Source organism: Shewanella surugensis (genome assembly GCF_023284005.1).
In the GTDB taxonomy this organism is placed as follows: Bacteria; Pseudomonadota; Gammaproteobacteria; order Enterobacterales; family Shewanellaceae; genus Shewanella; species Shewanella surugensis.
Window position 1 is genome coordinate 77,171 of record NZ_JAKIKS010000002.1, and the last position, 19,901, is coordinate 97,071.

At 39.8% G+C, this 19,901-nt stretch carries 15 protein-coding genes; 8 read left to right on the forward strand and 7 right to left on the reverse strand.

The features are described from left to right. Positions 1-188: 188 nt before the first annotated feature. The 5 genes from L2764_RS01130 to rppH form a co-directional block, all read right to left on the reverse strand. Positions 189-1,040: a thymidylate synthase gene (locus tag L2764_RS01130; RefSeq protein WP_248938400.1), complete on the reverse strand. Its 852-nt coding sequence runs from the start codon at positions 1,038-1,040 to the stop codon at positions 189-191. Beyond that, on the reverse strand, positions 1,040-1,861 hold the full coding sequence (lgt, locus tag L2764_RS01135) for a prolipoprotein diacylglyceryl transferase (protein ID WP_248938401.1): 822 nt from the start codon (positions 1,859-1,861) through the stop codon (positions 1,040-1,042). The genes L2764_RS01130 and lgt overlap by 1 nt, the downstream gene beginning before the upstream one ends. 35 nt (positions 1,862-1,896) lie before the next feature. After that, positions 1,897-2,700, reverse strand: coding sequence for a sulfite exporter TauE/SafE family protein (locus tag L2764_RS01140; RefSeq protein WP_248938402.1), 804 nt, complete (start codon positions 2,698-2,700; stop codon positions 1,897-1,899). A gap of 75 nt (positions 2,701-2,775) precedes the next feature. Further along, entirely contained in the window at positions 2,776-5,013 is a 2,238-nt protein-coding gene (ptsP, locus tag L2764_RS01145) for a phosphoenolpyruvate--protein phosphotransferase (RefSeq protein WP_248938403.1), read from the reverse strand. A gap of 5 nt (positions 5,014-5,018) precedes the next feature. Then, positions 5,019-5,558 carry an RNA pyrophosphohydrolase gene (gene rppH / locus L2764_RS01150; RefSeq protein WP_248938404.1) on the reverse strand — a complete coding sequence of 180 codons (540 nt, stop codon included), beginning with the start codon at positions 5,556-5,558 and terminating at the stop codon, positions 5,019-5,021. 688 nt (positions 5,559-6,246) lie between these two features. Here rppH and mutH point away from each other — a divergent pair. Together mutH and L2764_RS01160 are read left to right on the forward strand one after the other, a co-directional pair. Next, positions 6,247-6,918, forward strand: coding sequence for a DNA mismatch repair endonuclease MutH (gene mutH, locus L2764_RS01155; protein WP_248938405.1), 672 nt, complete (start codon positions 6,247-6,249; stop codon positions 6,916-6,918). A gap of 113 nt (positions 6,919-7,031) precedes the next feature. Next, positions 7,032-8,096: an adenylate/guanylate cyclase domain-containing protein gene (locus tag L2764_RS01160; RefSeq protein ID WP_248938406.1), complete on the forward strand. Its 1,065-nt coding sequence runs from the start codon at positions 7,032-7,034 to the stop codon at positions 8,094-8,096. 40 nt (positions 8,097-8,136) lie between these two features. On the opposite strand, the gene oxyR is transcribed toward L2764_RS01160, so the two are convergent. Next, positions 8,137-9,042: a hydrogen peroxide-inducible genes transcriptional activator OxyR gene (gene oxyR, locus L2764_RS01165; protein ID WP_248938407.1), complete on the reverse strand. Its 906-nt coding sequence runs from the start codon at positions 9,040-9,042 to the stop codon at positions 8,137-8,139. Positions 9,043-9,377: 335 nt separating this feature from the next. Beyond that, complete coding sequence (locus tag L2764_RS01170) at positions 9,378-9,743, reverse strand: Hpt domain-containing protein (protein WP_248938408.1); 366 nt, start codon at positions 9,741-9,743, stop codon at positions 9,378-9,380. A 1,014-nt stretch (positions 9,744-10,757) separates the two neighbouring features. Between L2764_RS01170 and gltB the strand changes: the two genes are divergently transcribed. From gltB to L2764_RS01200, 6 genes are all read left to right on the forward strand, one after another. After that, on the forward strand, positions 10,758-15,206 hold the full coding sequence (gene gltB / locus L2764_RS01175) for a glutamate synthase large subunit (RefSeq protein WP_248938409.1): 4,449 nt from the start codon (positions 10,758-10,760) through the stop codon (positions 15,204-15,206). Positions 15,207-15,212: 6 nt separating this feature from the next. Next, complete coding sequence (locus L2764_RS01180) at positions 15,213-16,628, forward strand: glutamate synthase small subunit GltD family protein (protein ID WP_248938410.1); 1,416 nt, start codon at positions 15,213-15,215, stop codon at positions 16,626-16,628. Positions 16,629-17,063: 435 nt separating this feature from the next. Beyond that, positions 17,064-17,756 (forward strand): 5'-methylthioadenosine/adenosylhomocysteine nucleosidase, encoded by a 693-nt coding sequence (locus L2764_RS01185; protein WP_248938411.1) that lies wholly within the window; start codon positions 17,064-17,066, stop codon positions 17,754-17,756. Continuing rightward, positions 17,756-18,748 (forward strand): cobalamin biosynthesis protein, encoded by a 993-nt coding sequence (locus L2764_RS01190; protein WP_248938412.1) that lies wholly within the window; start codon positions 17,756-17,758, stop codon positions 18,746-18,748. The genes L2764_RS01185 and L2764_RS01190 overlap by 1 nt, the downstream gene beginning before the upstream one ends. Positions 18,749-18,851: 103 nt before the next feature. Then, positions 18,852-19,244, forward strand: a complete 393-nt coding sequence (locus tag L2764_RS01195; RefSeq protein WP_248938413.1) for a DUF2721 domain-containing protein — start codon at positions 18,852-18,854, stop codon at positions 19,242-19,244. 87 nt (positions 19,245-19,331) lie between these two features. After that, positions 19,332-19,811 (forward strand): ester cyclase, encoded by a 480-nt coding sequence (locus tag L2764_RS01200; RefSeq protein ID WP_376708363.1) that lies wholly within the window; start codon positions 19,332-19,334, stop codon positions 19,809-19,811. The last annotated feature ends 90 nt before the right edge of the window (positions 19,812-19,901 follow it).

The following is a 19,901-nucleotide window of genomic DNA, read 5'->3' on the forward strand; positions in this document are numbered from 1 at the left end:
ATGAAAAGTGTATGAATAATCGATTGATTCAAACTTACAACTCGAAAATTTCGAGTTGTAAGTTTGAATCATCTAATAAAGCTAAGTTCAAGAACGTTAAAAAGAACAGAAAATAATTGGGGAGTACGATAAAAAACCCTTAATGTTGCCATTAAGGGTTTAGAGAGATAAGCAGAAGTCAGGCTAACTTAAACCGAGAAAGGATATTTAATGGCATCATGATGCTCATAACTTGTCACGTCAAAGTCATCTAAAGTCACCCAAGTTTCCAAATCATGAAGTGATTTAATATCGGGGTTAATCGCTAATTGAGGAGAGGTAAAAGGCTGACGTTTTAATTGTATATCGCGCATTTGTGGAAGTTGATCTTCATAAATATGAGCATTAACAATTTTATGGTAAGCCACTCCAGCTTTGTTTCCTGTGATCTGAGCAACTAAGGCTAATAATGTAAACACTTGAACTTGATTAAAATTAAGTCCTAAAGGTACATCACAAGAACGCTGAAAGCTGGTTAAATATAACGTATCACCCAATAAAGAAAAGTTATGAGTATGCATACAAGGCCGTAAGCAACCCATATGAAACTCACCAGGATTATAGAAACTTAAAATCTCACCTCTATCATCCACACCTTTGGTCAAATTATCGATAATTTTAGCAAGTTGATCAATACAGCCACCATCAGGTTTGCTCCAAGCACGTCCTTGTACACCATAAACCCGCCCCATATCGTCAGTGCCTTTACGGTGAGGGTTATTCAACCACTGACTATTATCATTGGCATTGGCATCCCACGTTTTAGCACCTAAAACACGAAAATCTGCAGCATTATCATAACCACGAATATAACCTAATAACTCAGCTATCGCAGCCTTCCAAAAGCTTTTACGTGTAGTAATCAAAGGAAACTGATTATTTTTCACGTCATAGACAAGATCAGCATTAATAACCGTTAAGCAGCGTTTACCTGTGCGTTCATTTTCAATCCAAGTCCCATCATTGATAATATGCTCGCATAAATCTAAATACTGCTGCATTACTTTTTCCCTTTCGTATTATCTGGTGCTTGGCGTAATAATAGATATAAACCAAATAAAATCATTGGAATAGATAGTATTTGCCCCATGGTCATAAAACCAAAATAAAGACCTAACTGAATATCAGGTTGACGAACCGTTTCAACAATCACCCTAAAGCAGCCATAACCGAGTAAAAACATACCTGAGACTGCGCCTCTTTTATTCGTTGTTTTACTAAACCAGAAGAGTAATAAAAACAGCGCAACGCCTTCTAAGGCAAATTGGTACAGTTGCGATGGGTGACGCGGTAAAGGACCCGCACCCGGAAAAACCATTCCCCAAGGCACATCGGTCACTCGTCCCCACAGTTCGCCATTAATGAAGTTACCAATGCGTCCGGCTCCAAGGCCAATGGGGACGACAGGAGCAACCATATCTGCAACGGCGAAAAATGTCCTATTCTGTTTACGGGCAATATAGAGCATCGCTAATATTACGCCCATCAGCCCACCATGAAAAGACATCCCCCCCTCTGTTATTTTAAATAAATACAAAGGGTTAGCAACAAACAAATCAAAGTGGTAAAAAATCACATAGCCGACTCGCCCACCTAGGATCACCCCTAGGAAACTATAAAAAAGCAAATCGGAAACTTCATCTCTGCTCCATAAGCCTTTAGAGCGATCCGCTTGACGATTGAGTAAAAACATTGCGGCTACAAAACCCAATAAGTACATGACCCCGTACCATCTTAACGCAGGTTCAAATGTCTGCCCAAAAAGCTGAAATGGACCAAATGACACTATGATAGGATCAATATTTGGAAAACTTAACGCCATATTTCTTCCAATTGTAAAGTAATAAAATAGAAGGGTTATCCAGTAAAGACTAACTTGAACCCGATAATAACCAATAATAATGCAAACATTTTTTTAAGTACACCCGTTGGCCAAGTACTTGCCCTTTTCGCGCCTATTGGCGCAATGAAAATAGAACTGACTACTATACCAAGCAACGCAGGGATGTAAATATAGCCAAGCGTGAATTGAGGCAAACCATACACATTCCATCCAGCAATCACATACCCCACACTGCCAAATAGGGCGATGAGTAACCCACTTGCAGCAGAAAAACCAATAGCATAACGCATTTGTAACCCGAAAAAAGTTAAAAATGGTACTAGCAATACACTACCACCGATCCCCATTAACCCGGCAATAATAGCCACTACAACCGCAGTCATAAATAACAGGACACTGGAGGGTAAATGTCTTTGTGCTTGCCCCTTAAAGGGAAACACCATTTGTATAGCCATTAATATGACAAAAATAGCAAAGCTTTGCTGTAAGGCATTCGCACTAATATTTTCTGAAATAAAACCCGAACTCAGTGATCCCAAAACAAACCCTGGTAACATAGGTTTAAACAAATACCAAGGAATGTTGTCTCTTTTATGATGAGATCGAGTTGAAGATAAACCAGTCAAAATAATCGCAGCAAGTGACGTCGCAATTGCAACATGGGGTAAAAAGTCATGTGAAACACCCACTAATGGTAGAATATGCAGTAATGCAGGAACAGAAATAAGACCACCACCTATCCCCAACAGCCCAGCCAAAAAGCCAATAATAACACCTAATACTAAACAAATACCAAAAACTTGCAGCGCTATTTCCATCTGTTTTACCTACATAAATAAAATCAATCGAAGGGAATTAAACCGAGGATGACAAAGCCAATAAAGTGCCCCTATTTACAAACTCAGTAATTCCACCAAGCCTATCGTTTCTAGATATTCCGCCAATAAAACCCTCACCTCTTGACCGCTGCTTAGACGTAATACTTTATTTAACAAATTATTCAAATCCTCAAAAGAAACACGCCTTAGTAGATAATTAATCCGTCCTAAACTTCCCTGATTCATGCTGAGATGGCTATAGCCCATGGATACTAATAACAATACCCCTATTGGTTCCCCAGCCAGTTCACCACAGACACTCACTGGCAAATTTAATGTTTTACATTCTTCACGGACTTGTTTTAATGCACGTAAAATCCCAGGGTGATAGCAATCATACAAAGTACTGACTCTAGGATTATTTCTATCTACCGCTAAAAGATATTGTGTTAAATCATTTGAGCCTACTGAAATAAAATCAACTTTTCTGGCCACATCGGGTAATTGATATAACAAAACAGGCACTTCAAGCATGATCCCAACTCTGGGCTTAACGATATCCATACCCATCTCAGTACTCAACTCAAAATAGGCTTGCTCTAAGTAAGCAAGCGATTGCTCTATTTCATCGATACAACTAACCATAGGCAACATAATACTGAGCTGATCACTCCCTTCAGCCGCTTGTAGCATGGCTCTTAATTGCACTAGAAATAATTCGGGATGATCCAGAGAAAGACGAATTCCTCGCCAACCTAAGAAAGGGTTTTCTTCATTGATAGGAAAATAAGCGAGTGGCTTATCTCCACCCACATCCAATGTTCGCATGACAACTGACTTACCCGCTGCGGCTTCAAATACTTGCTTATAAACTTTAATTTGTTCTGATTCACTGGGAAAGCGCTGTTGCAACATAAAGGGGATTTCAGTACGGTACAACCCCACTCCATCAGCGCCTGTGGCGATATCGGACTCTAAACTCGAAAGCAATCCAGCATTGAGTTGTAAGGCAATTCTCTCTCCATCGGTAGTGATGGTAGGTAAAGATAAATCTTGGGTATATCGCTCCTTTAACGCCTTCCCCATAGACATCAAACTTCTGAACTCAGTGATCACGCTGGGTCTGGGTGACACTAACAATTGCCCCCGACTCGCATTTAAAATGACTAACTTCTTATCAATATCGGCATTCAGAATATCTGAAACACCAATTAAAGCTGGGACGCCCAACGCTCTTGATAAAATAGCAGCATGAGAATTGATACCACCCAACTCTGTTACAATCCCCGCTAGTTTTTGTCTCGGAAACTCAGCAATTAACGTTGCATTGGCTTCTTTTGCAATTAAAATAACGGGAGTATCTGGTTCAAATTCAATTCTTCCCGGTTCAACTAATTGTCTCAAAACCCTCTGTCCTAGGTCTCGAATATCACCCGCACGCTCTTTTAAATAAAGATCTTTCATCTCAGTAAATTGCTTGATATAGCGTAAAGAAACTCGGCATACCGCAGATTCAGCGCTCCATCCCTGGCGGACTTCTTTAACATATTCGCCGCCTAAGCTGGCACTATCGAGTAATAATAACAAGGCTGAAAAAATCGACACGACTTCTTCATCTTTCTCTGAATCAAAACGCTGCGATAATGCGCTTAACAAGTCCTTAGTACGAGACATTGACAGTTTTAAACGTGTTTCTTCTGTGGGTAAGTCTCGGCTTTTAACATCGGGGAAAGAAAGAGAGATATGGCCACCGAGCACTAAAGCATTAGCAATGGCGACGCCATTAGCCGCTATTTTTCCAGTATAATACTGTTGGCTAACATTGTTGCCCGTTGTCGCTTTATGCCTTAATCCTCTTATCGCTACCGCAAGTTGTGCAGCAAGCGTCATTAAAAACGCTTCTTCTCCCTCACTAAACTGCCTAGGCTCAACCTGCTGCACAACAATAACGCCAATCACCACTTTTTGATAAATAATGGGAGCAGCCAAAAACGCTCGGTATTCCTCTTCAGCAACTTCAGGTAATAATTTGAACCTAGGATGGATATGAGCATCCGCTAAGTTAATCGGTTCTTCTCTTTGCGCAACAAGCCCAACTAATCCTTGTGTTAATGGCATACGCACTTTACCAACAGCTTGCCTATCTAAGCCATCAGTTGCAGAGAACTGCAATACATCTTGTTCAACTAAGTATATCGAACAACATTCTGTTGCCATCACCGCTTTTGTCTGTGATACCAACAAATCCAATGCCGATTGCAGATCATCTGCCGCCGCAACGGCCTGTGTTATATCCCTGAGCGTTTTTAACACTGAGCTCAAACTCCCTTGAGAAACGAACTACGACGTCGTCCTTTTCTTTTTTGATTTGATTCTTTCAATTGCAATGCTAGAGCCATCACGGCAAACTCTTTCATTACCTTTCGATAAACATCACGCTTAAAAGAAACCACTTGGCGTACTGGATACCAATAACTTACCCAACGCCAATCATCAAATTCAGGATGACCACTTGCGTTCAGATTAATTGCACTTTCATTACATTTTAACTGTAATAAAAACCATTTCTGTTTTTGACCAATACAAACAGGCTTACTATCTTGTCTAATCAATCTTTTAGGTAGCCGATAACGTAACCAAGATCGTGTAGAGGTTAATAATTTTACATGCTCAGGCTTCAAGCCTACTTCCTCATATAACTCTCTATACATAGCTTCTTCGGTCGACTCACCTTCATCAACACCGCCTTGTGGAAATTGCCAGGAATGTTGGCCAAATCGTCTTGCCCACATAACCTGCCCAAAGCGATTACAGATAATGATGCCAACATTTGCGCGAAAGCCGTCACTATCAATCACATGGACTCCGAACTTATTCGCTATTTAATAACTTGATTGTTTCACAAACCAAGCCTTGCAGCAATCCATATGATTAACACACACATGGGATAACATTCGTTTATTTATTCATTTATCAACAGAAAAGAGAAAATATCGCAAGATATCCACAGATTCTGTGGATATCTCTGTTCGAAACGCTCACTCAATGCAATATCACCCCGAATAAAAACATAATATTGATTTTAACACCTTAATGTAAAAACAAAAAAACATTATAAAACAATATGATAATAAAAGATAAAACAAGGGGGTCAACGAAAAACAATACAACGATTGATTTATAATCAACATTGTCAAATCTAACTTATCATCTTAATTAGCATACCCATTATTTTAAATTAAGCATTGAAACAATAAAAAAAAGCCCGTATTCTTACCCTTTATGACATTGACAAGGATAGATTTATTGATTAAAGCGCTTGGTTAAATAAGTTATCCAATAATTCTGTGGATAACTATGTTATCAAGCTCAATAAACCTTCTCAGCACTGTTACTAAATGAAAACAACAAATAATTAATCATATCTTTTATAATTATAGATCAATATATTATGTTGAAAGTAAAAGGTGATCCTCTTTAACTCACAAACTATGATTATTTTTCACTCAGCCTTTGACTTCATACTACTCTTAACTAAAAGACTCCATGAAAACGATACCACTGCCACCTCAAAGCACTGCAGAACTGATGGAACGAGCTGATTCAATGGCTGGCTTAAGTTTAGGCCTACTCGCCCATTCTCACAATATAGTGGTTCCAAAAAATCTTAAACGCAATAAAGGCTGGGTAGGCCAACTAATTGAGCATGAGCTAGGGGCTATTGCTGGCTCAAAACCAGAGCCAGACTTTATTAATCTAGGTATTGAGCTTAAAACTATTCCAATTAACCATCATGGTAAACCGATGGAAACAACCTACGTCACCACTGCGCCACTACTCAACATTCAAGGACTCACTTGGGAAAAAAGTGTGGTTTGCCATAAATTACAACAAGTATTATGGGTACCGGTTCAAGGCGAACGACACACCCCTATTGCAGAGAGGCAAATTGGTACACCTATCTTGTGGCAACCGAGCACAGAAGAAACCCAACAAATTAAACAGGATTGGGAAGAAATTATGGAATTGATAGCACTCGGTCAAGTCGAAAAAATTACAGCTAGGCACGGTGAGGTTCTTCAATTAAGACCAAAAGCGGCCAACAGCAAAATATTAACCGAGTCTATCGGCGAAAATGGTCAGCTTATTTTAACGAATCCAAGAGGTTTTTACCTGAAAATAGCCTTCACCCATCAAATCCTCTCTCAACTTATTTAACGCCCTAATACACTTGATTTGATCAAGATCACAAATACTACTGGAAATGATAGGGGGATTATCTATAAACTAGCGCCTCCAGAACTTGTTGCCACTAGGATACGACTAAAACTGTGAAAGCCGCTATACAAGCAAAAAAACTTATTTTCGCCATTTTTGCTTGGACAATCGCCATGGCATCTTTTGTTTTTTTCCGCTACGCCCAAGCGCCTAATTTACCTCAATGGGCAATTGGCTCGGCTGATCTCGCTACGCTTTCAATTTATATGGGCATTATTTTTGGCAGTTTACATTGGATGTCAAATTTAATTGCAGAAATCAGTGGGATCCACAGGTTACCTTATCTATGTTCCGTCATTTTTAAAGGACTGTTCCTCTTACTTGGAGCGATCACCTTAGCCTATGTAACACAATATCTAAATATGTGGGCGATAGAAAACCATATGACGACATTAAGGCAAATGCTAACGGCACATATTTTATATAGCCCTTCCTTTCAAGCCCTTATTGTCTATCTTGTCGTTGTACGAGTCAGTCTTGCTTTCATAGAACAAATGGCACTCCTTGTCGGTCCTAGAGTGCTGATGAATATTGGTTTAGGGAAGTATCATAAACCTCGCTATGAACAGAGGTTATTTTTATATTTGGACATGGCTTCTTCAACCACACATGCAGAATCTCTCGGTGATTACCAATTCAGTCGACTCATTCAAGATAGTTTTAGTCTATTAGCCGATCCGGTTAATAATAATGAAGCAGAAATTTATCGTTACATAGGCGACGCCGTCATTATTCATTGGCCATTAAAAGATGGCATTATTAATGACCGATGCTTAAATATTTACCATGAGTTCACGCAATTATTAAATTGGCAACGCCCTTATTTTACTGATAAATATGGTTTTGTTCCTCAATTCAAAGCTGCAGCTCATTGTGGGCAAGTTGTAGCAGCCGTTGTTGGCGTCCATAAACAAGAAATTGGTTTTTTCAGTGATGTATTAAATACCCTCGCAAGACTACAAGATCAATGTAATCCACTAGGGCAAAGAATGCTTATCTCAGGTGAGCTAGCATCACGCTTAAGCTTATCTCCTGCCTATAAGCTCAGTAACTTAGGACCAATCAAGCTTAAAGGAAAACAACACTCTATTGAAGTTTTTAGCGTATTGCCTAAGTAAAAAGCCTTCCACATAGTCGCTTACTGATTAATAATACGCTTTATTCCTGTTTTAATAACGTTTGAATTTCCAACCCTAAATTTCTAAACGTCAGCAAACGACTGGAAGTTTGTCGCCAAACTAACCCGATATCTCGATAGGGGCTTTCACCCAATGGAAGCATACTAATCAAATCCGTATTATCCAAAATCCCAGCATCTATAGCCATTTGCGGCAAGAAGGTCGTACCCAGTTTACAGTTAACCATCTGCACTAAAGTGTGTAAACTCGTTGCCGAAAAAGGATTAACCTTAGCGCTGTCTTCTAATTGGCAGGCACTAATGGCATGTCCTGTGATGCAATGCTCTGCCTGCAATAAAAAAATACTCTCATCTGGTAAGCTATGGTAATCAATGGGCTCATTTATTTGGCTGGACAAATCTTTATGTAATACCATTTTAAAGGGATCTATCCCCACTTTCATACTATGGTAACCACTTGTATCAACAGGAAGTGCGAGTAAAAGTAAATCTAACTCACCTTTTCCTAACCCATTTAATAAACGATCTGTCGTCTCTTCTTTTAGAAATAAATTCAATTTTGGATAAACTTTTTTACAATGTTGGACCACTCTGCTGAGCAAAAAAGGAGCAATGGTTGGTATGCAGCCAATGCGCAGATCTCCACTCATAGGCTCACCTTGATGTTTAACCAGTTCTACAAGCTCATCAACATCAGTGAGTATTGCCCCCGCCCTCTGAACAACTTCTTCTCCAATTGCTGTAAAAATAAATGATTTATGATCCCGCTCAATCAATTGGTGGCCAAGCTGTTGTTCTAAATTTTGTATGCCACTCGATAACGTCGACTGACTGACATGGCAAAGTTTAGCTGCACGATTAAAATTCTGTTCTTGATGGAGATTAACCAAATAAAATAAATTTTTTAAACTAGGAAGGTGCTTCATAAATGCATAGCCAAATTGAGAAGAAAGATCATTTTTTAGAGTTTAGCATACTCAATCCCTGAGGAGAATGAGCTTAAAAAAGCTAAAATGACAGATGAACACTGAAGAATATCTACCGTATAGAGGCCCTAAGAACGAAGTATTAACTGAATGAAATAACGAATATGATAGACGATAAAGTGGATGGGTTAACGACAGCAATAAAAAAAACAGCTCATGAGTAATGAACTGTTAATATAGATTCATTCACTTCACTAATTATTAAATGATGACATTAAATATTAGTAAAATTCGTTGAGATTAAATAAAGTTAACCTTGACGAAAACGTAAGACATTACACCTGAGATTCAAGGTGTTCCTTAAGTTTAGCTAGATCGTCTTGAGCATGAGTCACAATGGCTTGCAACCAAGCACTGTGCCCAGTCGCCCATACAGCTTCTTCTCCGTGTTGTAACTGCTGAGCATACTGTTGAATTCGCTTTAAACCAACTGATCCCGCCGCACCTTTGAACTTATGCGCTTCTGAACATAAGGTCGCTTTGTCATTTGCTTTATCTGCACTCACAAGATTACCTACATATTCAGGCATCAGTTGTTCAAACAAAACAACGCTTTTCAGTAAGGTCGCAGCTCCAATAGCCTGACAGTATTGTTCAAGTGTATTAAGATCTAAAATTGATTCTAATTCGGCTGTTGCCATATTTAGGCACCCCTCAAATATTGCCAAATGTATAAAAAGACTAACCTAACACATATTACTCATTATCGCTGCTTACGCAACAACTCGAGACGTTTCATTGTTAAAACTGTCGATAAATAACCATTGGTTAACTAAAAATTAATAAAACAAATAAAATAAATATCAACAAAACATTGTTATAACAAAAAGCTCACTCGATTCATTCTCAATAACCTATCAACCGGATGATACTTAATTCTAGAGCGCTGTGATCAACCGGAACTCTGGTTAAGCCATGTCGCTTAAATACCATTATTCCCTCTATCTGTGTTACAAGTAATAGCGGGCTATTACACTGTCTTGATGTCGACAAATATTTTGATTCTAAGCAGAATATAAGAGTGAAACCAACCAACGCATACATAACAAATAGATTTATAAGTAAATAATAGAGATAAATCCTAACACTCATTATACTCAAATCCTATTATTAATAAAAAGCACAGTATCAGCTTGCTTTATATTATCCCATGAAACAAAAAAGCCTTGTTTCACCCAAGTAACACCTTTCGTCGCAAGTTTCCACGTAGGCATTGTATTCATCACTGAAGACAGCAAAAGACCAGCATCTTATATAAGCTCACAAAATTCACTTCCTACAATACTGCTATAAACAATCAAAATTAATTTTATATGCATAAATAATCAATTCAAAGAACCTATCAATCTCTCTACAATGTAAAAATTAATATCCAAACCACTCTTTATTAGAATGTACCCCATAAGTAAGCCTCAATATTGATAAAAGTTAAAATCCTTTTTATTCATAGTATTATATGATCAAATAGGCAGTTTACGTTAAGGTAATCTATCACTTCGTCTGTCAAAAACACAGACATAGAGCCAAAGAACTCTAATTAAGTTTGATTTGACCTTTGTCTACTCTCGCGTTAAGTTGGTTGGTTCGGTGCATATCTATGAGATTAGGAGATCATGTATTCGAGTTGTATTTAAAGCGATTGAGGGAGTGTTTAAATGGGCTTATATCATCCAAGTTTTGAACGTGATAATTGTGGATTTGGGCTAATAGCTCAAATGGATGGTGAAGCGAGCCATAGAATTGTTCGAACCGCTATCCACGGCTTAGACAGAATGAAGCACCGAGGAGGCATTGCAGCCGACAAAAAGACGGGCGATGGCTGTGGCTTATTAATGCAGCTACCAACGGCTTTCTTTAATGCAATAGCCTTAGAAAATGAATGGCATTTAAGCCGAAAATTCGCCGTTGGTATGCTATTTCTTAATCAAGATGAAATCTTAGCTAGCATCGCCAAACAACTATTAACAAAAGAATTAGAAAAAGAAACCTTAAGTGTCGCTGGCTGGCGAACCGTGCCTATTAATCCTGATGTTTTAGGACCCATAGGTAAAGCTTGCCAACCTCAAATTTGCCAAGTTTTAATTAATGCTCCGATAGGATGGCGAGAAAAAGATTTAGAACGACGCCTTTATATGGCTCGCAGACGTGTTGAGCAGCAGTTAGTACATGATGATGAATTTTATATCGCGAGCCTTTCAGGACAAGTCATTGTCTATAAGGGTTTGATGATGCCTGCTGATTTACCTGAATTTTACACTGATCTTGCTGACATACGATTGCAAACTTCAATCTGTTTATTCCACCAGCGATTTTCAACCAATACTTCTCCTAAATGGCCTCTAGCACAGCCTTTTCGTTACTTAGCGCATAATGGAGAAATTAATACCATTACGAGTAATCGTCAGTGGGCACGAGCAAGAGCTTACAAATTCAACGCCCCATTATTGCCAGATCTCCAGCAAGCAGCGCCTTTTGTCAACGAAAATGGTTCAGACTCTTCAGCACTGGATAATATGCTAGAAATGTTACTTGCTGGAGGTATGGATCTATATCGCGCCATGCGACTACTCATTCCACCCGCATGGCAAAGTAATCCAGAAATGGATGATAAACTCAAAGCGTTCTATGATTTTAACTCTATGCATATGGAACCTTGGGATGGACCGGCAGGCATTGTGATGAGCAATGGTCGTTATGCGGCATGTGCCGTCGACAGGAATGGTTTAAGGCCTTCAAGATATGTCATCACTAAAGATCGAATCCTAACCTTAGCCTCCGAAGTGGGTATTTGGGACTATTCTGCTGATGAAGTCACAGAAAAAGGACGAGTAGGACCAGGAGAGTTACTGGTTTTAGATACATTAAATGGCAAGTTATTCTCCTCTTTTACGATTGATAACGATTTAAAGAGGCGTCACCCCTATAAAGAATGGATGGCAAAAAACAGCAAAACCTTGCTTCCTGCTGATAGATTTGAACTTAATCAGCAAGGTAATAATGAGTTTGATGCGCCAACACTACTGCAATACCAAAAGTTATTTGGTTATACCCGTGAAGAACTAGAGCAAGTTATTTGGGTACTGGCCCAAAAGGGAGAAGAAGCCACCGGTTCAATGGGTGATGATACCCCTATGGCGATACTATCTAAGCAATCGCGCAGTATTTTTGATTACTTTAGGCAAAAATTTGCTCAAGTCACCAATCCTCCCATTGATCCTCTACGGGAAAAACATGTCATGTCACTGTCAACCTGTGTCGGACGTGAACAGAATCTATTTAATGAGACAACAGGACATGCTTATAGAGTCATGTTCAATTCACCCATTTTACTCTATACCGATTTAATGCAGTTAATGGCATTAGACAGTGATTATTATCAAGCCGATACGATTTGTTTAAATTATCTCAAAGAAGAAGGATTAGAAGCCGCATTGCATCGTATTTGTCTCCAAGCAATACAATTGGCACAAGCTGGCACCACCTTGTTAATTTTATCTGATCGCGCCACAGCGAAAGACAAGTACATCATTCCTGCGGCAATGGCTGTCGGAGCGGTTCAACAAATATTAGTGAATAATAATTTACGTTGCGACACCAATATCATCATAGAAACCGCATCTGCGCGCGATCCCCATCATTTTGCTGTACTGTTAGGTTTTGGTGCGACAGCCATTTACCCTTATTTCGCCTATGAATGTATTTCCAGTTTAGCCAAACTGCATCAAATTGATGATCATCGCACATTACTGCTCAACTTTAGACAAGGTATTAATAAAGGTTTACGAAAAATAATGTCTAAAATGGGGATCAGTACTGTTGCCTCTTATCGCTGTAGTCAGCAATTTGAAGTCATAGGGCTCAATGACGATATTATCAAACTTTGCTTTAATGGTGTCATCAGCCGCCTTCAAGGGGCTAATTTCCAACTGATCGAACAAGATCAAGCTGTATTACATAAAGCAGCATTTCGACCTCATCTGCCGCTGCCACAAGGAGGACTGCTAAAATACGTTGAAGGCGGGGAATACCACTGCTTTAATCCTGATGTCGTCAATACCTTACAAGATGCTCTCAAACGTAAAGACTATAATACTTATCAAATCTTTACCGCGCTGGTTGATAATAGACCTGTCGCCACATTGCGTGATCTTATTGCGATTGACTCACCCGCTCATCCTGTAGCAATCGATGCTGTAGAAGAGGCTAGCCAATTATTTTCGCGTTTCGATAGTGCAGCAATGAGTATTGGTGCATTAAGCCCTGAAGCCCATGAAGCATTAGCGGTTGCAATGAATAGGCTAGGCGGACGCTCAAACTCTGGAGAAGGAGGCGAAGATCCCCGTCGTTTCAACTCTGAGCGCAATTCAGCCATTAAGCAAGTCGCTTCAGGTCGATTTGGCGTCACCGCTCACTATCTTGTTAATGCTGATGTATTACAGATAAAAATCGCTCAAGGGGCAAAGCCAGGAGAAGGCGGCCAATTACCTGGCCATAAGGTCAGTGCGGAAATTGCGGTTTTACGTCATGCAAAAGCAGGAGTGACCTTAATATCTCCTCCTCCTCATCATGATATTTATTCAATTGAAGATCTTGCCCAACTTATTTTTGACTTAAAACAAGTGAATCCTAAAGCCCTTGTCTCGGTAAAATTGGTGTCTGAACCCGGCGTGGGTACCATCGCCACAGGTGTCGCTAAGGCTTATGCCGATATGATCACCATATCGGGTTATGATGGCGGCACAGGAGCCAGCCCCATTACCTCTGTCAAATACGCGGGTAGCCCTTGGGAGCTCGGATTAGCAGAAGTCCATCAGGCCTTAGTCAAAAATGGACTGCGCCATAAAATTCGCTTACAGGTGGATGGGGGCTTAAAAACGGCAAAAGATGTCATAAAAGCGGCCTTACTTGGTGCTGAAAGCTTCGGCTTTGGCACTGTCCCTATGATTGCGCTGGGCTGTAAATATTTAAGAATTTGTCACCTCAACAATTGTGCTACCGGCGTTGCGACCCAAAACAAACAATTGCGTGATCAGCACTATCATGGCTTACCAGAAAGAGTGATCACTTACTTCGAATTTGTTGCGCAAGAGATTCGAGAATACATGGCAAAACTCGGTGTCACTCGCTTTGAAGAATTGGTCGGACACGGTGAGTGGTTGACGGCTCTCGATGGCCAAACAGAAAAACAAGCGCATTTAGACTTAACGCCAATCTTATTTACCCCTACTGTTCCCGCAGACTCTGCACTGACATGGAAAGAGAATAACCAATCTCCAGATCTTGGGAAGCTCAATCAAATATTATTAAATCAATGTAAAGAGGCCATTGATACAGAGCAATCCCACAGCCTAACTCACTCTATTAATAATACTGATCGTGCTATCGGGGCAAGTTTAGCTGGTTATATCGCTAGGACTGCGGGTAGTGCAGGCCTTAAATCACCTATCGCATTAACCTTCAATGGCAGCGCAGGACAAAGCTTCGGCGTATGGAACACCCACGGCTTGGAGCTCACCCTCACTGGTGATGCCAATGATTACGTTGGAAAAGGGATGTCTGGCGGAAAAATTTCTATTCATCCTCCATTAGGCAGTTCTTTTAAAAGTGAACGCTCATCAATCATCGGTAATACCTGCCTATACGGTGCAACAGGAGGTAAGCTTTTCGCCGCGGGTAAAGCGGGTGAGCGATTTGCTGTTAGAAATTCAGGCGCATTAGCCATTGTTGAAGGGGTGGGTGATAACGGCTGCGAATATATGACTGGAGGTGTTGTTGTAGTGCTTGGAAGAACCGGGGTTAACTTTGGTGCTGGGATGACGGGCGGATTTGCTTATATATTTGATCAATACGGTCATTTCAATCGTCGCGTCAACCCTGAAATGGTCGATACCCAAAAGCTGAGCTTTCCCATTCAACAACAGCATTTACGTTCATTAATTGAAGAACATGTTAATGAGACGGGCAGTGAACATGCCAAAATGATCTTAAATGACTTTGAGAATTGGCTAGATTGCTTTGTATTAGTCAAACCGAAGAATATTAAAGTGAGCGATCTGCTTAAATTGGCACAAACTGAACCTGCACTCGCAGTCAGAGCGGGGTAAATAAAGATGAGCAATGATTTTCAATTTATCGATGTCGGGCGTCAAGATCCAAATAAAGTCGATACAGAAACGCGAAAAATACAATTTGTTGAAATTTATCAACCTTTTGAACAATCTGAAGTGAATGAGCAAGCCGATCGCTGTCTAGATTGTGGTAACCCTTATTGTGAATGGAAATGCCCATTACATAATTACATTCCCAATTGGCTTGATTTAATCAAGCAAGGCCGCATTATGGAAGCGGCTACTTTAGTTCATGAAACCAATACATTACCTGAAATATGTGGTCGTGTTTGTCCACAAGACAGATTATGTGAAGGTGCCTGTACTATTAATGATGATTTCGAAGCCGTCACTATCGGTAATATCGAAAAATACATCACTGATACCGCCATCGCACAAGGCTGGCGTCCCGATCTGAGTCAAGTCAGTCCCAGAACTGAACGAGTGGCTATTATTGGTGCAGGGCCCGCGGGTCTGGGTTGCGCCGATATTCTCAGCAGAAATGGGATCAGCGCTGTTGTTTATGATAAAAACCCTCAAATAGGGGGATTACTCACCTACGGGATCCCCGCCTTTAAACTCGAAAAGTCCGTTATGGCGACTCGACGAACCATCATGGAAGAAATGGGGATTCAATTTCAACTGGGTGTTACCATAGGGGAAGATCTCAGCTTTGATTCACTATTAGCTGAATATGATGCCATTTTCTTGGGTATGGGCACTTATACGGCCATGAAGGCTAACATTGAGGGCGAAGATGCCCAAGGCGTATACCAAGCCTTACCCTACTTGATTGGTAATACACACCATCTTATGGGAACCCAGCAACCTGATAACCCCTACCTCAACTTAAAAAACCAGCGCGTTATCGTTCTTGGTGGCGGAGATACGGCAATGGATTGTGTTCGCACAGCCATTAGGCAGCAAGCCCAATCGGTGATCTGTTTATATCGGCGGGATGAAGCCAATATGCCTGGTTCTCGCAAAGAAGTGCAAAATGCAAAAGAGGAAGGTGTTCAATTTCTCTTTAACCAACAACCTGTCGCCATTAAAACGAAGAATGAGCAGCTTATAGGAATTGAATGTATTGCAACAGAAATGGCCGCCAGTGATGCCAATGGTCGTCAAGCCGCCATCCCTGTTCAAGGAAGTGAACATATCCTAGAAGCTGATGCCATTATTATTGCATTTGGCTTTCAACCCAGTCCGGCCCCTTGGTTTAGCCAACATGAAATTGAAGTGGATAATATCGGTCGAGTCAAAGCCCCTAAAACCTCTGATAAACCGTTTCAAACCAGTAACCCCAAAGTTTTTGCCGGAGGTGATATGGTAAGAGGATCAGATCTTGTGGTCACCGCCATCGCCGAAGGACGAGATGCCGCGTTAGGGATCCTTAATTATTTTGATGATTTAACCTGAACTCTGGATAATGGGTGTGATATTAAGTTTTAACTTAAACTCAACATGTTAATTAATATCGGTTTTATAGTCACTCTATTATCTAGATTGGTAGTAACATTATTGTCTATATCAAGACGAAAGTTCGTACGTAATAGCGAGCTATTACTCGAAATTTCAACACCGATAGGGCAATAATAACGCGACTGAGTGGCGCAGCTTATCCAGAGCTCAGGTTGATTGAGACCATTAACAAAATATCTCACTGATTATTCTTTTTCAGTGAGATTCTTTTAAACCCAATTTTTCAGGTTATTTAAACCTACATCAAAAGTTTCAGCACCTTACTCTTCTTTAAGTTCAAGCCTGAAGACTTCACGCTATCCAATGGCACATTCATCGCGACATTATGCTATATTAGCAGCGTATTTATTACCTAACTTATAAGGTTATTTCATGAAAATCGGTATTATCGGTGCAATGGAACCTGAAGTTGCTCATATCATTGAGTCAATGGCTTCAAAAACGTCACAAACTATTGCTGGCATCGAATTTGTCGCAGGAACTTTAGCCGATAAAGACATTATAGTAACTCGCTCAGGTATTGGAAAAGTGGCGGCCAGTATGGCAACGACCCTTTTAATTGAAAAATACTCACCAGATGCCATTATTAATACAGGCTCCGCAGGCGGGTTTTCACCCGAGCTTAATATTGGCGATATTGTTATTGCTTCAGAAGTTCGCCATCACGATGTGGATGTCACCGCCTTCGGCTATGAAATCGGCCAAATGGCACAACAGCCAGCGGCTTTTATCTGTGACAGTCAATTAGTCAATGCAGCAAAAAAAGCCATATCTGAAATTGGTGAAGTCAACACCATTGAAGGACTCATTTGTACAGGAGACAGTTTTATCTGCGATCCTAACCGAACAAAGCAAATGCTAGAACATTTCCCATCCATGGCAGCCTGTGAGATGGAAGGTGCCGCTATAGCACAAGTATGTCATCAATTTAATTTACCCTTTGTCGTTATTCGTTCTTTATCTGATAATGCCAATAATGACTCTCCAGTTGATTTTGATACTTACCTCGCTAAAGCGGGTCATCATTCTGCTCTAATGGTCATGGCATTATTAAAGACCTTATAATGAATTTTAATATTATTACTCCAGAACTTATTTCCTCTTTAACAATCGATAGAGGGATACTTCAAGGAGCGATAATACTCATTATCTCTATTTTACTCGCTAGAATTGCTCCCTTACCGAGAAATATGCAACCTATTGTTTGGTTTGGGATCCTAGCCAAAAAGCTAAGCAAAAGAACCTCTCACAACAACTGCTCTGCTTTTCAGCAAATTATTGCCGGCATACTATCAAGCTTACTTTTACTCTTGCCTTTTTTTGCTTTGGCTTTATTCCTTACACATAGTGTTGGTTTTCCTTGGATATTTGAGTTTATTATTCTTTATATTTGTCTCAATGATGCTAATTTTAAGCTGGTTGCTGAAGAAGTTTGTGTCTCTATTGCCCAAAAAGATAAGCTTCGTGCACGGGCATTACTTCACCCTTGGCTCACCCGTAATACTTTTGTACTTTCTTTCGACAGTTTAAGTAAGGCAACCATTGAAAAATTAATCACAGCACCCGTTTATGGTGTCGTCGCCACCATCGCCTTTTACAGCTTAGGTGGTGCGCCCTTAGTATTACTTGCAAGAATGATTAAACAACTAGAATTAACTTGGCCCTGCTTTAATCCTAAATATCAATATTTTGGACGGTCTAGCTATTTAATCGGTAATATCGTTTTCTTCATCCCCACCTTATTATGGAGTTTTAGCTTAGCGATTCAAGGTGGACCTCAAAGCTTGTTAACCTTTGTTAGGCCACGGGTTAAAGGGGTGCCTAGAGGTTACATATATGTTTGTGAAATCGGTGCGAGGGTGCTCAATATAGAGTTAAGTGGCCCGATGACTTTTGGGAGTAATTGCATCGCATTACCTAAAATAAAATATGGCCCAGTCCCCGATCATCATGATATAAAAAGAGCCATCTTACTGACTTCCACAGCCTTTACTTTTTGGATCTTAAGTTTAATCATCATCCCTGCCATTTGGGCTTTACTTCGTTACTTACAATAAATCATCTATAAAATGAACCCAAACGAAATGATTAATTTATTTTGAACATCACTAAGGGACTTGGTATGATCGGCCTCACTTATTCGCCATCGGTAGTCTTTATATGGCCCTCGATAATACCCAGATATCGTTAACCACTCCAGCACTGTTGTTTCCCGCTATTTCTTTGTTACTACTCGCTTATACAAATCGATTTTTTGCCCTAGCCGCCCTCATTCGGACATTAAGCAGTGAAGGCACTCCCGTCCATGCTGATCAACTTAAAAATTTACACCGACGCATTAGTATCATAAGAAGAATGCAAGAATCAGGCGTCTTCAGTTTTGCTTTTTGTGTCTTATGCATGATTTTCATTTATGCTGGTTTCTATCATATCGGTTCACTCATATTTGGTTGTAGCTTATTACTGCTTTTATATTCATTGTTACTCTCCGTTATTGAAATCCGTATATCAGTTGATGCTCTCAATATCCATTTGAAAGAACTAAATAAATAGAAGTGCATTCAATAAAAAACTTAAAACAGCAAGCTTAAAATGAACCATGTCCCTAACAAAAACATGATAAGATATTTTAATATGAAACTGAGACTCATAAGTGTTTTTTTACTGTTCCTCTTTGTTAATTTTTCCGCCAAAGCTAGCAACGGTGATATGCCCCCAGAGCAAAAAATGGCGGTTGATTATATGAACGCACTCACACATCAACAATTTTATAAATTAAATCATTATTACAATCGTGATAGTGTTTTCTATGATAAGACGGCTAACCGTAAATACATCGGAAGAAAAAATATTCTGTCTTTTTTACAACGAGTACAGCAAGGCGTCCTTGAATATAAATTTAATATTGACCATATGTTTAATTCAGGTTCTTTAGTTGTTCTTATCGGAAACTATTATTATAAAGGACCCGGTGATTTATTTGGTAAACCTGGTAAAATCATAACCTTAGCGATACCCAGCGTCACAATGCTCACATTAGATCTTGGGAAAAAAAGAATAAAAGAACATCAAGACCTACTTGATTATCAAACAATGTCAGACCAACTCACCATACAATGAATAATAAATGTTATGCATTTTTCATAAAGTTTTACAAATTTAAAGTAAACTCTGCTCACATTAATCGGTCTAAAAATGCTAAAGTGATGA